Origin of the sequence: Pantoea sp. DY-15 (assembly GCF_019795935.1) — a bacterium.
In the GTDB taxonomy this organism is placed as follows: domain Bacteria; phylum Pseudomonadota; class Gammaproteobacteria; order Enterobacterales; family Enterobacteriaceae; genus Pantoea; species Pantoea leporis.
The window spans coordinates 967803-981756 of sequence record NZ_JAIMIF010000001.1; the positions used below are offsets into that span (position 1 = coordinate 967803).

The window sequence follows — 13954 nt, forward strand, 5'->3', positions numbered from 1 at the left end:
TCAATCCTTGCGATGGCCGTACACGCGCGGCTGAGTGTAGTAATCAATCAGCGGCACACAAATGTTGGCCAGCAATACCGCGAAGGCGACGCCGTCCGGATAGCCGCCAAAGCTGCGAATCAGCCACACCAGCAAACCAATCAGCGCGCCGTAAACCAGGCGGCCGCGATTGGTGGTGGAGGCGGTCACCGGATCGGTAGCAATAAAGAACGCGCCGAGCATGGTGGCACCGGAGAACAGATGAATCAGCGGTGAGTTAAGCGACGCCGGCGAGAAAATCCAGCCTAGCGTGGCGCAGAACGCCAGCGAGAAGAGGAAACTGACCGGAATGTGCCAGCGGATAGCATTCTTTGCCAGCAGCAGTGCGCCGCCCAGCAGATAACCGAGGTTAACCCACTGCCAGCCAACACCGGCTAACACGCCGCTGTAGATCGGCTCCGCCAGCAGCTGTTCGGCGCTGTGCCCAGCACGCAGGCCGGTTTTAAAGGTATCGAGCGGTGTCGCCTGGCTAACGCCATCAACGCCGAGCTGCAGCTGCTGCATGGTTTCACCGGCCAGCGTGTGGTGGGTGAAGATCATACTGAGCGAATCCAGCAGGCCGGGTTTGATCGCCTGCAGGCTATCGGGCGGCAGCCAGCTGGTCATCTGCACCGGGAAGGAGATCAGCAGCACCACGTAACCCACCATCGCCGGGTTAAACGGGTTTTGCCCCAAACCGCCGTACAGCTGTTTGGCAATGACGATGGCGAAAATGGTACCTAACACCACCAACCACCACGGCGCGAGCGGCGGCAGGCTGATGCCCAGCAGCAACGCGGTGAGCAGGGCAGAGTTATCGGATAAGGTCGGCAACACCGGCGTTTTACGCAGGCGCAGAATCGCCCCTTCGGTGGCCCACGCGGTGGCGGTGGCCAGCAAAACCTGAATTAAGAAACCGACGCCAAAGAAATACCATTGTGCGGCCATGCCCGGCAGCGCGGCAAACACCACCAGCAGCATGATATTGCCGGTGCTGCGGCGGTTGTGGGTATAGGGAGAACTTGCAATACGAAAAGCCATTTAATCCTCAGTCGTCGAAGGCTGCTGCTGCGCTTTACGCGCTTTGGCACGGGCGACCGCAGCGGCAATCGCCGCTTTGCGTGGGTCGGCGGAGTCAGGAGAGGCAGCAGCCTCCACTTCAGGAGATGTGGCTTCAGCCTGCTGCGCGGCAGCCGCGGCTTTCTTCGCTTTGGCGCGCGCAATCGCCGCTTCAACGGCGGCCTTGCGCGGGTCAACTTCAGCGGCAGGTGCATCAGCTGACGGCTCGGCGGGTGCCGGTGCAGCGGGTTGTGCGGAAGCGGCGGCTTTTTTGGCTTTGGCGCGCGCAATCGCCGCTTCAACGGCGGCCTTGCGCGGATCGACTTCAGCAGCAGGCGCGACGGCTGGCGGCTCAGCGGGTGCTGGTTCTGCCGCCGCGGCAGCTTTTTTCGCTTTCGCACGCGCAATCGCGGCTTCCACCGCCGCTTTACGCGGATCGACTTCTGCCGCAGGCGCATCAGCTGGCGGCTCGGCAAGCGCGACGTCAGCCGCTGGTGCGCCCACTTTCTTCGCTTTCGCACGGGCAATTGCCGCTTCCACCGCCGCTTTACGCGGATCGCCGGACTGACGACTCAGCGCCTGCGTTTCAGCTTGCTTCTCGGCCTGCTGCGCTAAGGCTTGTGCATGACGCGCTTCGCGTTCCGCAGCATCCTGCTCCGGCGTTTTTTCCTGACGCGCTTTCACACGTGCCACCGCAGCGTCTCGTTCACCCTGATCGCTACGCGCCACGCGCTGTTTAGCCTGTTCATGACGCGCTTCACGCGCCTGTTTTTCGCGTTCGAGACGTGCCAGACGCGCTTCAAAACGCGCTTTCGCTTCGGCGGTACGTTTCGCTTCGAGATCGATGGCGCGCAGTTCGGCTTTTTCCTGACGATAATATTGCACCAGCGGAATGTTACTCGGGCAGACGTAAGCGCAGGCGCCGCACTCAATGCAGTCATCAATATTGTGCGCGCGTGCTTTTTCGTGATCGCCGCCCTGGCTGTACCAGAACAGCTGCTGCGGCAGCAGTTTCGCTGGGCAGGCATCCGCGCAGGCGCTGCAGCGGATACAGGATTGCTCTTGCTGATCGTTGCCCATTTCGCTGGCCGACGGCGCCAGAATACAGTTGGATATTTTCACCAGCGGCACGTTCAGCGACGGCAGGGTAAAGCCCATTAGCGGACCGCCCATGATCACCATCTGGCGCGATCCCGGCGTAAAACCGGCATGCTGCAGCAGGTGGCTGATCGGCGTACCGAGCCGTCCCCAGACGTTGCGCGGGCGCGCCAGCGCTGCGCCGGTCAGCGTCACCACGCGTTCGGTGATCGGTTCGCCGTCTACGATGGCGCGTTTTACCGCCCACGCGGTGCCGACGTTTTGCATCAGCACACCGATATCGGTGGAACGTCCGCCGTGTGGCACTTCAAGGCCGGTGAGAATCTGCGTCAGCTGTTTCGCGCCGCCAGACGGATACTTGGTAGGAATCACGCGAATCTGTAATTCACGATCGCCGCCCAATGCCTGTTTCAGCGCGGCAATGGCTTGCGGTTTGTTATCTTCTATGCCGATCAGCACGCGTTCCGCCTGCAACACCCACGCCAGAATGCGGCAGCCTTCCAACACTTCGGCGGCACAATCCTGCATTAAACGGTCATCGGCAGTGATGTACGGCTCGCACTCGGCGGCGTTGATGATCAGGGTTTTTACGCCGCGCAGGCCGCCGCGCAGTTTGGTGGCGGTCGGGAAGCCCGCGCCGCCTAATCCGGCGATGCCGGCATTGTGAATGCGTTTTACCGCTTCTTCACGCGACAGGGCGCGGTAATCGGGCTGCGGATCGAGCGTGGTCCAGCGATCTTCGCCGTCGGCACGCAGGAAAATGCACAGCTCGGAGAGGCCAGAAGGGTGCGCCGTCATGTGTGGCGCAATCTCTTCGATGGTGCCGGACGTTGGCGCGTGCACCGGCAGCATGCGTCCGCCGCCAAAGGTCAGCGGCTGGCCGCGCAGCACTTTGTCGCCGGGCGCCACGCAAATCTCGCCTTCATGGCCGATATGCTGTTTTAACGGAATGATAAAGCGCTCAGGCAGGGGTAACTGGCTCAGCGGCGTACCGTTGGACTGTGTTTTCATCTCAGGCGGATGGATGCCGCCCTGAAAATCCCACAACTTCTCTTTGCGGAACAGGTTTAACAAATTAAGCATGGGTTTCTACCGGGATCACCCGTACAGGAATGGTGTCGAGATTCCACTTCCAGTTGGCCGTGGTGGTTGCAACCGGGCGCATCTCAATGCAGTCGGTCGGGCAAGGCGCAACGCAGAGATCGCAGCCGGTGCAGACATCGCTCAGCACGGTGTGCATGGCGCGCGTGGCACCCACGATGGCGTCCACCGGGCAAGCCTGAATACATTTGGTGCAGCCGATGCAGTTCTCTTCATCGATCCATGCCACGGTACGTATCGGCTCCAGCACGTCTGCGCCGCCGTCGAGCGGTTGCGGTTCAACGTTGAGCAGCGCGGCCAGCTTGAGCATGGTCTGCTCGCCGCCAGGCGCGCACTTATTGATGGCTTCACCGTTGTTGCCCACCGCATCGGCATACGGCCGGCAGCCGGGATAGCCGCACTGCCCACACTGGCTCTGCGGCAAAATCTCATCGATCTGCTCAACAATCGGATCTTCTTCCACCTCGAAGCGACGTGAGGCGTAACCCAGCAGGGCACCAAACACCAGGCCCAATGCAGCCAGCGCGATAATCGCAATCCAAATCGCGGTCATTAGAATTTCACCAGCCCGGTAAAGCCCATAAAGGCCAGCGCCATCAGACCTGCGGTGATCAGCGCAATCGAGTTACCTTTAAACGGCGCGGGAACATTCGCCAGTACCAGACGCTCGCGCATGCCCGCGAACAGCACCATCACCAGCGAGAAGCCGAGTGACGCACTGAAGCCATACAGCGCCGCCTGCAGGAAGGTGTGATTGAGGTTAACGCTCAGTAATGGCACGCCCAACACCGCACAGTTGGTGGTGATCAGCGGCAGAAAAATGCCCAGCAGGCGATAGAGTGACGGACTGGTTTTACGCACCACCATTTCGGTGAACTGCACCACAACAGCAATCACCAGGATATAGGCGAGGGTGCGCAGATAGACCAGATCGAGCGGCACCAGAATCAGGTGATTCACCAGCCAGGCGCAGATCGCCGCCAGCGTGATCACGAAAGTGGTGGCAAGTCCCATGCCAATGGCCGTTTCCAGTTTTTTTGACACGCCCATAAATGGGCAAAGGCCGAGGAATTTGACCAACACAAAGTTGTTCACCAGCACCGTGCCAACAAAGAGAAGTAAGTAATCGGTCATTTTTTAACCTGGGAAGCCGAAAGGCGTCTATTATCCGGAATTGAGAGGTGCATCTCAACCTTCAACGGGTTTGTGGGCGCGTTGAGAGCACTCAGAATTAAATTGCTGACGAAACTCACGTCATTATGGCTGGATAAACGTCTGTTTTACACGCTGAGAACGTTTGAAATAGGGCACAAACACCGCAGCAGCCAGCAGCGACAGCAGCAAAGTCTGAATCGCTTTGCCATCGGCCACCGGCGTGAAGGCAAAGGTTTTTAACGCCAGCAAGATGGTCATCAGCAGCCACAGAATGTAATGGCGCGGTAAGCGACGCGAACGTTTACAGAAAATCCAGCACACCCAAATGCTATATGCCCATACTACCGCAGCAGTCAGCAGCGAGATCGACCATTGCGTCAGCAAAGTGCCGCCGTGTGAGAACAGCGTCGTGCGTAATTCGGGTTTAAACAGCGGGCTCAGATACATCGCCACCACCAGCGCACTGGTCAGCATGGTCATGATCAGCCACGCCAGCGGCAGCAGTAGCCAGCCAGCAATACGTGGCGGGTTCACCGGTTGGGTCATCGACAAGATCCTGTTTGCAGAGAAGAGGGCGATGCAGAGCGTATCATGTCCAAACGGGGCACGCCCGACCTGGACAACGCAAGAGCGCAGATAGAGAGGGGATAAATCAATTAGATCACGTAACGCCAGACGGTTTTCGGCACGCGGCCCATATCGAACAGACGTCCGCCAGAGACCAGTTCAGCACGTCGATGGTCGGCGGCACGATACATATTGATGATCTCTTTATCATCAGTCAGCGAATAATTCAGATGGTCGTAGAGTTTTTCCAGACTATCGAGATTATTCACTTTGCGGAATTTCAGCAGGTAATCTAATGCAGTCATGATTGCCATTTAAATATAAAGTACTTGGAAGTGCCCAAGTATAGGGAGCACGCAGCGAGAGTCCATATGCGACTCATAAAAAAATACAAAATTCAGACAACATGCGCTAATTCGCTCATGAAACGACACTTTTTTGGCTTTTACGCGTTTTAAACGCGCATATAAAGTACGATTTAAGGCAAATTCAGGCCGGTATTTAGCGGGCTTGTGAGAAAATATCACGCTATTAACGCATGATTGGAAAGCCGTTATTTCTCCGTCTCTATAATAGGTATTTGCGATCGTGCTGCGAATGAATCCGCTGTTTATTCCGCTCTGGCCAGCAAATTTATGCACACGCCATGAAACCGGCACTCACATTCTGTGCGAGTAGTCACAAAACCAATAATTGATTGTCGCTGCAGACAATAACCATTCTTTACGCGCCCGCTGTAATCGTTTCCAGTAGTGAGAAGCATAACCGATTCTGTTTATTACATTTATTTAACCCCCTCCGTAATAATTAGCAGGCATTTTGTCCATAATGCCACGATCCATAAAGCATTGCCTGTTCGCGTAACTCCTTTAATTCACTCTGATTTGTGAAGTATGTCGCGCTTGTTTACGCGCTTTTCAGCCAGGCTTAATTCGCGTTTTGTACCCCTACAACACACTCCCTTCAGAGGAATGAAATTATGTGGAAACGTTTACTCTTGACCGCCATGGTGAGCTCGGCACTGAGTACGTCGGTGTTGGCTGCTGATATGACGGTGGGCTTCTCACAGGTTGGCTCGGAATCTGGCTGGCGTTCAGCAGAAACCAATGTGGCAAAAAGTGAAGCGCAAAAGCGCGGTATCACGCTGAAAATCGCCGATGGCCAGCAGAAACAAGAGAACCAAATCAAAGCGGTGCGCTCGTTCATCGCGCAGGGCGTTGATGCCATCTTCATTGCGCCGGTGGTGCAAACGGGATGGGAACCCGTGCTGGAAGAAGCCAAAGACGCCAAAATCCCGGTGTTCTTACTCGATCGCGCCATCGTGGTGAAAGACAAATCGCTGTACATGGCGGTGGTCACTGCGGACAACGTGCTGGAAGGCAAGTTGATTGGCGACTGGCTGGTGAAAACGGTCGCGGACAAAAAATGTAACGTCGTCGAGTTGCAAGGTACCGTCGGCGCCAGCGTGGCGATTGACCGTAAGAAAGGCTTCGCCGAAGCCATCGCCGGCCACGACAATATCAAAGTGATTCGCTCGCAGTCCGGTGACTTTACCCGCAGTAAAGGTAAAGAGGTGATGGAGAGCTTTATCAAGGCGGAAAACAACGGCAAGAACATCTGCATGGTTTACGCGCATAACGATGATATGGCGATCGGTGCGATTCAGGCGATTAAAGAAGCTGGCCTCAAGCCAGGCAAAGATATCCTGACCGGTTCGATTGATGGCGTGCCCGATATCTACAAAGCGATGCTGGCCGGTGAAGCCAATGCCAACGTGGAGCTGACGCCTAATATGGCCGGTCCAGCATTCGACGCGCTGGAGAAATTTAAGAAGGACGGCACGATGCCGCCGAAAATCATCAAAACAGAATCGAAACTGTATCTGCCGGACTCCGCACAGGCGCAGCTCGATACCAAAAAAGGCATGGGTTACTGATCCCCGCAACCGCCCTTCGGGGCGGTTTTTGATGACGTAAGGCGAGGTAGAACCTGATGAGCACCTCCGATGAAACCGCACTGCTGACCATTAGCGGCGTCAGCAAAGGCTTTCCCGGCGTGAAGGCGCTGGATAATGTCTCGTTCAGCATCCGCAAGGGCGAGATCATGGCGTTGCTGGGCGAAAACGGCGCGGGCAAATCCACGCTGATTAAAGTCCTGACAGGCGTGTATACCCGCGATGCCGGCACGGTAACCCTGAACGGCAAGGCGATTACGCCGCACAACACCGCCGATGCACAGGAGATGGGCATTGGCACGGTTTATCAGGAAGTGAATCTGCTGCCGAATATGTCGGTGGCGGATAATTTGTACATTGGCCGCGAGCCGCGTCGCTTCGGCATGATTGATCGCAAGCGCATGGTGCGCGACGCCGATGCGCTGATGCGCAACTACGGCTTTGTACTCGACGTAACGCGTCCGCTGGGGCATTACTCGGTGGCGATGCAGCAGATCATTGCGATTTGCCGCGCGGTCGATCTCTCCGCGCAGGTGCTGATCCTTGATGAACCGACCGCCAGCCTCGATGCCAATGAAGTCGAAATGCTGTTTACCTTGATGGCGCAGCTAAAAGCCAAAGGGATGAGCCTGATTTTTGTTACCCATTTTCTCGACCAGGTTTACCGCATTACCGATCGCATCACCGTGCTGCGTAACGGCCAGTTTATTGCCACGCGCGATACCGCCACGCTGCCGCAGATTGAACTGATCAAGCTGATGCTGGGACGCGAGCTGCTGGAAACCGCTTTGCAGCGTCAGGGCAGCACGCTGCGCAGCAATCAGCCGGTGGTGTCATTTGAAGATTATGGCAAGAAGGGCACCATTGAACCCTTCAACCTGCAGGTGCGTCCGGGTGAAGTGGTGGGACTGGCGGGATTGCTCGGTTCAGGCCGAACCGAAACCGCCGAAGTGCTGTTCGGCATTCGCCGGGCGGATCGCGGCACCGCGACCATCAAGGGCAAAGTGCAGAACATCCGCACGCCCGCGAAGGCTTCGCGCCTCGGTATGGGTTTCTGTCCGGAAGATCGTAAAACCGACGGCATCATTGGTGGCGCGTCGGTACGCGAAAATATCATTCTGGCGCTGCAGGCGCAGCGCGGCTGGCTGCGACCGATCAAGCGTCGTGAGCAGCAGGAGATCGCCGAGCGCTTTATCAAGAGTCTCGGCATTCGCACGCCGCATGCGGATCAACCGGTTGAGCTGTTGTCCGGCGGCAACCAGCAGAAGGTGCTGTTATCGCGCTGGCTGGTGACCAAACCGCAATTCCTGATCCTCGACGAGCCAACGCGCGGTATTGATGTGGGCGCGCACGCCGAGATCATTCGCTTAATTGAAACCCTGTGCGCCGACGGATTGGCGCTGCTGGTTATCTCCTCTGAACTCGAAGAACTGGTGGGCTATGCCGATCGCGTGTTGATCATGCGCGATTTGAAGCAGGTGGCCGAAATCCCGCTGGAGCAGCTGTCGGTGGCCGCGATCGTCAACGCCATCGCCGATGGAGGAGCACAACATGCTTGAATCCCCTATGACACATGACAAACCCGAACGACGTAAGCCGAAGCTGCCGCCTGGCATGCCGCAGATTGTGGCGCTGATTCTGGTGCTGCTGGTGGATAGCCTGGTAGCGAATAACTTTTTTGCCATTCACATTCAGGATGGCCGTTTGTTCGGCAGCCCAATTGATATTCTCAATCGCGCCGCGCCGGTGGCGTTGCTGGCAATTGGCATGACGCTGGTGATTGCCACCGGCGGGATCGATCTGTCGGTGGGCGCGGTGATGGCGATTGCGGGCGCGACGGCGGCAACTTTGACGGTGGCGGGGCACAGCTTACCGTTCATCATTCTGGTGACGCTCGGTACCGGCCTGGCTTGCGGTTTGTGGAATGGCATTTTGGTGGCGCTGCTAAAAATTCAGCCGTTTGTCGCCACCCTGATTTTGATGGTGGCGGGACGCGGCGTGGCGCAGCTGATCACGCAGGGCCAAATCGTCACCTTCAACAGCGATAGCCTGGCGTGGTTTGGCAGCGGTTCGCTGTGGCTGCTGCCGGTGCCGGTATGGATTACGCTGCTGGTGGCGTTAGTGGTGTGGCTGCTGACGCGCAAAACCGCGCTCGGACTGTTTATCGAAGCGGTCGGTATTAACCTGCGCGCGGCGCGCAATGCCGGTGTGAATGGCTGGCTGGTGGTGATGTCGACCTATGTGATTAGCGGCATGTGCGCGGCGGTGGCGGGCATGATCGTCGCTGCGGATATTCGCGGTGCCGATGCCAATAATGCCGGTTTGTGGCTGGAGCTGGATGCCATTCTGGCGGTGGTGATTGGCGGTGCTTCGTTGATGGGCGGGCGCTTCAATCTGGTGCTGTCACTGATTGGCGCGTTGATTATTCAGTCGATGAATACCGGTATTTTGCTGTCCGGCTTCCAGCCTGAACTCAATCAGGTGGTGAAAGCGGTGGTGGTGATGTGCGTATTGCTGCTGCAGTCGCCACGCTTTATTGCCATGTTGAAACGGAGACGCCCGAAATGATGAAACGTCATCTGCCCTTGATGATCACGCTGCTGGTGTTTGTGGCGGGTTATCTGTTTTGCCTGAGCCAATTTCCCGGCTTCGCTTCAACGCGCGTGATCTGCAATATCCTCACCGATAACGCTTTCCTCGGCATCATCGCCGTGGGGATGACGTTCGTGATTTTGTCCGGCGGGATTGATCTGTCGGTGGGCGCGGTGATTGCCTTTAGCGGCGTGTTCCTGGCACGGGTGATTGGTGATTATCATCTCGATCCGCTTCTGGCGTTTGCGCTGGTGCTGGCGATGGGCGCGCTGTTTGGCGCGATGATGGGCTGGCTGATCGATGCGCTGAAAATCCCGGCGTTTATCATTACGCTGGCGGGGATGTTTTTCCTGCGCGGCTGCAGCTATCTGGTGTCGGAGAATTCGATTCCTATCGATCATCCGCTCTATACCACGCTGTCGAGTCTGGCGTGGAAGATCCCTGGCGGCGGACGCCTGAGTTTGCTGGCGCTGATTATGCTGGTGGTGGTACTCGGCGGGATTATTCTGGCGCACCGTACGCGCTTTGGTAATCAGGTGTATGCGATTGGCGGCAGCCTGACTTCGGCGCAGTTGATGGGCGTGTCAACGCGCGCGACCACCATCAGGATTTATATGTTGTCGACCACGCTGGCGACATTAGCGGGCATTGTGTTCTCCATTTATACCTCGGCAGGCTATGCGCTAGCGGGATTGGGTGTGGAACTGGACGCGATTGCCTCGGTGGTGATTGGCGGCACCTTGTTGTCTGGCGGCGTGGGCACGGTGTTGGGCACGCTGTTCGGCGTGTTGATTCAGGGATTGATTCAGACCTGGATTAACTTCGACGGCACCTTGAGTTCATGGTGGACCAAGATCGCCATCGGCATTCTGCTGTTTGCGTTTATCGCGCTGCAACGCCTGCTCACCGTGATGTGGGATCGCCAGCAGAACGCACCTGTTAAGCGTTTGACCTCTTAACTTCTTCACCCGCCTTTCCCTCACCCCAACCCTCTCCCGCGCGCGGGAGAGGGAGCCGCCGGTGCAGCGATAAGCAGCACTCTTCCCTGAAGCAAAAACACACGTTGAGTTCGGAGTGACAGCGTTTATAAAACGGTTCCTTCCCCCGCTTGCGGGAGAAGGTTAGGATGAGGGGAATATCGCAGAGGACGAAATCAACGTGCCAGGCGGTAATACGCCTCATTCCAGCGCAGCGCATCTTTAAATGCCGGTAAGCGCGTCTCCTCATCAATCACCAGCACTTCAATGCCATTCAGCTCGCCGTACAGATACATATCATCCAGATCCAGCGCCTGGCTGAACACCGTGTGGTGCGCGCCGCCGGCCAGAATCCAGGCCTCTGATGCGGTGGCCAGCGACGGCTGGGCACGCCACAGCGCACGGGCCACCGGCAATTTTGGCAGCGGTTTTGGCTGTTCGATAGCATCCACCACATTCACCAGCAAACGGAAACGATCGCCAAGATCGATCACGCTGGCATTCACCGCGCGTCCTGCTGGCGTGGAGAAGATCATGCGCGCCGGATCGGCTTTGTCGCCAATGCCGAGGAACTGCACATCAATCAGCGGCTTCTCCTCTTTGGCGATGGACGGGCACACTTCCAGCATATGTGAGCCCAGCACCAAATCATTGCCCGGTGAGAAGTGATAGGTGTAATCCTCCATAAAGGATGTGCCGCCAGCGCGTGCGCCCGCCTGAATTTTGAGGATGTGCAGCAGCGCGGCGGTTTTCCAGTCGCCTTCACCGGCAAAGCCGTAGCCCTGGCCCATCAAGCGCTGCACCGCCAAACCGGGCAGCTGCGTCATGCCATGCAAGGTTTGGAAGTTGGTGGTGAAGGCTTTGCAGCCTTCAGCTTCGAGGAAACGTTTCAGACCGAGCTCAATGCGTGCCGCATCCAGTACGTTTTGACGTTTGTCGCCGTTGACGGCGGCGGCATCGGTAAAGCGATATTGGCTTTCGTATTCATCGATCAGCGCGTTGACGTCGCCATCGCTGACGCTGTTCACCACCTCGACCAAATCGCCCACGCCCCAGCCATTCACGGAGTAACCAAATTGAATCTGTGCTGCGACTTTATCGCCTTCGGTCACTGCCACTTCGCGCATGTTGTCGCCGAAGCGCGCCACTTTCAGCTGCTGGCTGGCCTGTTTTGCCAGCGCGGCATTGATCCAGCGTCCGATGCGCTGCTGGCTGGCTTTATCCTGCCAGTGACCGGTCACCACGCTGTGTTGCAAGCCCATACGCGCGCCGATAAAGCCGAACTCGCGGCCGCCGTGCGCGGTTTGGTTAAGATTCATAAAGTCCATATCCATGCTGTCCCACGGAATCTCCGCGTTGAACTGGGTATGGAATTGCAGCAGCGGCTTATTCAGGATGCTCAGGCCACCAATCCACATCTTGGCTGGCGAGAAGGTGTGCAGCCAGGTAATGATGCCGACGCACTGATTATCGTGGTTGGCGTCGCGGCACAATGCCAGCGCTTCGTCTGGTGATTTCACCAGCGGCTTCAGCACCAGCGATACCGGCAAGGTGCCGGCCTGATTCAATCCGTCCATCACCTGGCGAGCGTGCTGTTCTACCTGACGCAAGGTTTCCGCGCCGTAAAGGTGCTGCGTACCAATAACAAACCACACCTGTTGTGCGTTGTGCTGTTCCATTAAATCTCTCCTTTACTGAGCGGATACGGTGCGCGCGGCGTACTGCGGTTCAGCGGCCTGGCACCAGTTTTGATAACGTTGATAAAGTTGCTGATAAACCACCACGCGCTCGGCGTTGGGTTGCAGCGTCACATCAATCGGACTGGCCATCACCTGCTGGGCGGCAGGCACATCGGCATACACGCCCGCAGCAACGGCGGCAAAAATGGCGGCGCCGAGCGCACAGCATTCGTCAGAGGCGACGATATCCAGCGGACGGTTCATCACGTCGCAGCACGCCTGCATGATGGCGGGGGATTTGCGCGCGATGCCGCCGAGCGTCAGGATGCTCTGCACCGGAATCTGCTGCTGTTCGAAACACTCCATAATGGCGCGCGCGCCAAACGCGGTGGCGGCGATCAGGCCACCAAACAGCGCCGGCGCATCGGTGCCGAGATTGAGATCGGTGATCACGCCTTTTAAGCGCTGATTGGCGTCAGGCGTGCGGCGGCCGTTGAACCAGTCGAGCACCACCGGCAGATGATCGAGTTGCGGATTAGCCGCCCAGGCTTCGGTGAGGTTGCGGATCAGATCTTTTTGCAGCGCGGCTAACTGCGGTTGCAGCTCCGGATGGTGCTGCGCCGCCTGCTGCAGTGGCCAGCCAAGCAGGCGGCTGAACCAGGCATAAATATCGCCAAACGCCGACTGGCCGGCTTCGCAGCCAATCGCGCCCGGCACCACGCTGCCATCCACCTGGCCGCAGATGCCTTTGATCGCGCGGTCGCCAACGGTGTCGCTGTCGGCAATCAGAATGTCGCAGGTTGAGGTGCCAATCACTTTCACCAGCGTATAAGGCTGCGCACCGGCACCAACCGCGCCCATGTGGCAGTCAAACGCGCCGCCCGAAAGAATCACCTGTTGCGATAAGCCGAGGCGCTGCGCCCATTCGCTGCTGAGCGTGCCCACCGGCACATCGGCGGTCCAGGTGTCTGCGAATAAGGGGGAATCGAGCTGCTCGACCAGCAGAGGATCGAGCGCGCGGAAGAAGTCAGCCGGCGGCAAACCTTGCCACTCCGGATGCCACAGTGATTTGTGCCCGGCGGCACAGCGTCCACGACGCAGCTGCGCGGGTGCGGTAGTGCCGCTGAGGAGCGCGGGAACCCAATCGCACAGTTCCACCCAAGACACTGCCGCTTCACGTACCGCAGCATCGGCGCGTGACACGTGCAGTATCTTGGCCCAGAACCACTCCGACGAATAGACGCCGCCAATATAGCGGGTGTAATCGTTGAAACGACCGCTACGACACAGCTGATTGATCTCTTCGGCTTCTTCAATCGCGGTGTGATCTTTCCACAGCACGAACATCGCGTTGGGGTTGGTGGCGAATTCCGGGCGCAGCGCCAGCACGTTGCCATCACGATCGATAGGCGCAGGCGTCGAGCCGGTGGAATCCACGCCAATCCCCACTACGGCGGCGCGCTGTTCAGGCGTTAAGGCGTTAACCACGGTGACAATCGCCTGTTCTAACGCATCGATATAGTCCTGCGGATGGTGACGAAAGCGGTTGGTGTGCGCATCGCAAAATTCGCCGTTGGCCCAGCGTGCATAGTTGACCACCGCTTTTTCCAGCTCTTTACCACTGTGACAGTCCACGGCCAGCGCACGCACCGAGTCACTGCCAAAATCCAGCCCAATTGTTATGGCGCCAGCACCCATTGGGATTCTCCTGTGTGAGTTATCTGGCTCTATCCTGGAATGGGGCAGCAGAAGCG

12 protein-coding genes are annotated in these 13954 nt (G+C 57.8%); 4 read left to right on the forward strand and 8 right to left on the reverse strand.

Going from position 1 to position 13954, the window contains the following annotated elements:
• The 6 genes from rsxD to ydgT all read right to left on the reverse strand — a co-directional run bounded on the left by rsxD (nucleotide 1) and on the right by ydgT (nucleotide 5303).
• Nucleotides 1-1059 (reverse strand): electron transport complex subunit RsxD, encoded by a 1059-nt coding sequence (gene rsxD, locus K5Y32_RS04710; protein WP_222181921.1) that lies wholly within the window; start codon nucleotides 1057-1059, stop codon nucleotides 1-3.
• Nucleotides 1060-3258, reverse strand: a complete 2199-nt coding sequence (rsxC, locus tag K5Y32_RS04715) for an electron transport complex subunit RsxC (protein ID WP_222181922.1) — start codon at nucleotides 3256-3258, stop codon at nucleotides 1060-1062. It abuts the gene before it with no gap.
• Nucleotides 3251-3829 (reverse strand): electron transport complex subunit RsxB, encoded by a 579-nt coding sequence (gene rsxB, locus K5Y32_RS04720; RefSeq protein ID WP_110866053.1) that lies wholly within the window; start codon nucleotides 3827-3829, stop codon nucleotides 3251-3253. The genes rsxC and rsxB overlap by 8 nt, the downstream gene beginning before the upstream one ends.
• Entirely contained in the window at nucleotides 3829-4410 is a 582-nt protein-coding gene (gene rsxA, locus K5Y32_RS04725; RefSeq protein WP_101764524.1) for an electron transport complex subunit RsxA, read from the reverse strand. Before rsxA ends, rsxB begins: the two co-directional genes overlap by 1 nt.
• Before the next feature lie 123 nt (nucleotides 4411-4533).
• Nucleotides 4534-4977, reverse strand: a complete 444-nt coding sequence (locus K5Y32_RS04730) for a DUF2569 domain-containing protein (protein WP_222181923.1) — start codon at nucleotides 4975-4977, stop codon at nucleotides 4534-4536.
• 110 nt (nucleotides 4978-5087) lie between these two features.
• Nucleotides 5088-5303 carry a transcription modulator YdgT gene (gene ydgT / locus K5Y32_RS04735; RefSeq protein ID WP_167391211.1) on the reverse strand — a complete coding sequence of 72 codons (216 nt, stop codon included), beginning with the start codon at nucleotides 5301-5303 and terminating at the stop codon, nucleotides 5088-5090.
• 674 nt (nucleotides 5304-5977) lie between these two features.
• On the opposite strand from ydgT, the gene ytfQ reads away from it, so the two are divergent.
• Genes ytfQ through yjfF form a run of 4 tightly spaced genes read left to right on the forward strand, consistent with a single transcriptional unit; the run spans nucleotide 5978 to nucleotide 10503 of the window.
• Nucleotides 5978-6934, forward strand: a complete 957-nt coding sequence (gene ytfQ, locus K5Y32_RS04740) for a galactofuranose ABC transporter, galactofuranose-binding protein YtfQ (RefSeq protein WP_008110249.1) — start codon at nucleotides 5978-5980, stop codon at nucleotides 6932-6934.
• Between the two features lie 56 nt (nucleotides 6935-6990).
• Nucleotides 6991-8511: a sugar ABC transporter ATP-binding protein gene (locus K5Y32_RS04745; RefSeq protein ID WP_154194182.1), complete on the forward strand. Its 1521-nt coding sequence runs from the start codon at nucleotides 6991-6993 to the stop codon at nucleotides 8509-8511.
• Nucleotides 8504-9520 (forward strand): galactofuranose ABC transporter, ATP-binding protein YtfT, encoded by a 1017-nt coding sequence (gene ytfT, locus K5Y32_RS04750; protein ID WP_008110246.1) that lies wholly within the window; start codon nucleotides 8504-8506, stop codon nucleotides 9518-9520. Before K5Y32_RS04745 ends, ytfT begins: the two co-directional genes overlap by 8 nt.
• The gene (gene yjfF / locus K5Y32_RS04755) at nucleotides 9517-10503 is read left to right on the forward strand and encodes a galactofuranose ABC transporter, permease protein YjfF (protein ID WP_101764518.1); all 987 of its coding nucleotides are present in this window, start codon (nucleotides 9517-9519) and stop codon (nucleotides 10501-10503) included. Before ytfT ends, yjfF begins: the two co-directional genes overlap by 4 nt.
• Before the next feature lie 194 nt (nucleotides 10504-10697).
• Here yjfF and araA read toward each other — a convergent pair whose 3' ends face one another.
• Nucleotides 10698-12200, reverse strand: coding sequence for an L-arabinose isomerase (gene araA, locus K5Y32_RS04760; protein WP_176971861.1), 1503 nt, complete (start codon nucleotides 12198-12200; stop codon nucleotides 10698-10700).
• A gap of 12 nt (nucleotides 12201-12212) precedes the next feature.
• Complete coding sequence (locus tag K5Y32_RS04765) at nucleotides 12213-13898, reverse strand: ribulokinase (protein ID WP_222181924.1); 1686 nt, start codon at nucleotides 13896-13898, stop codon at nucleotides 12213-12215.
• Between the last annotated feature and the right edge of the window lie 56 nt (nucleotides 13899-13954).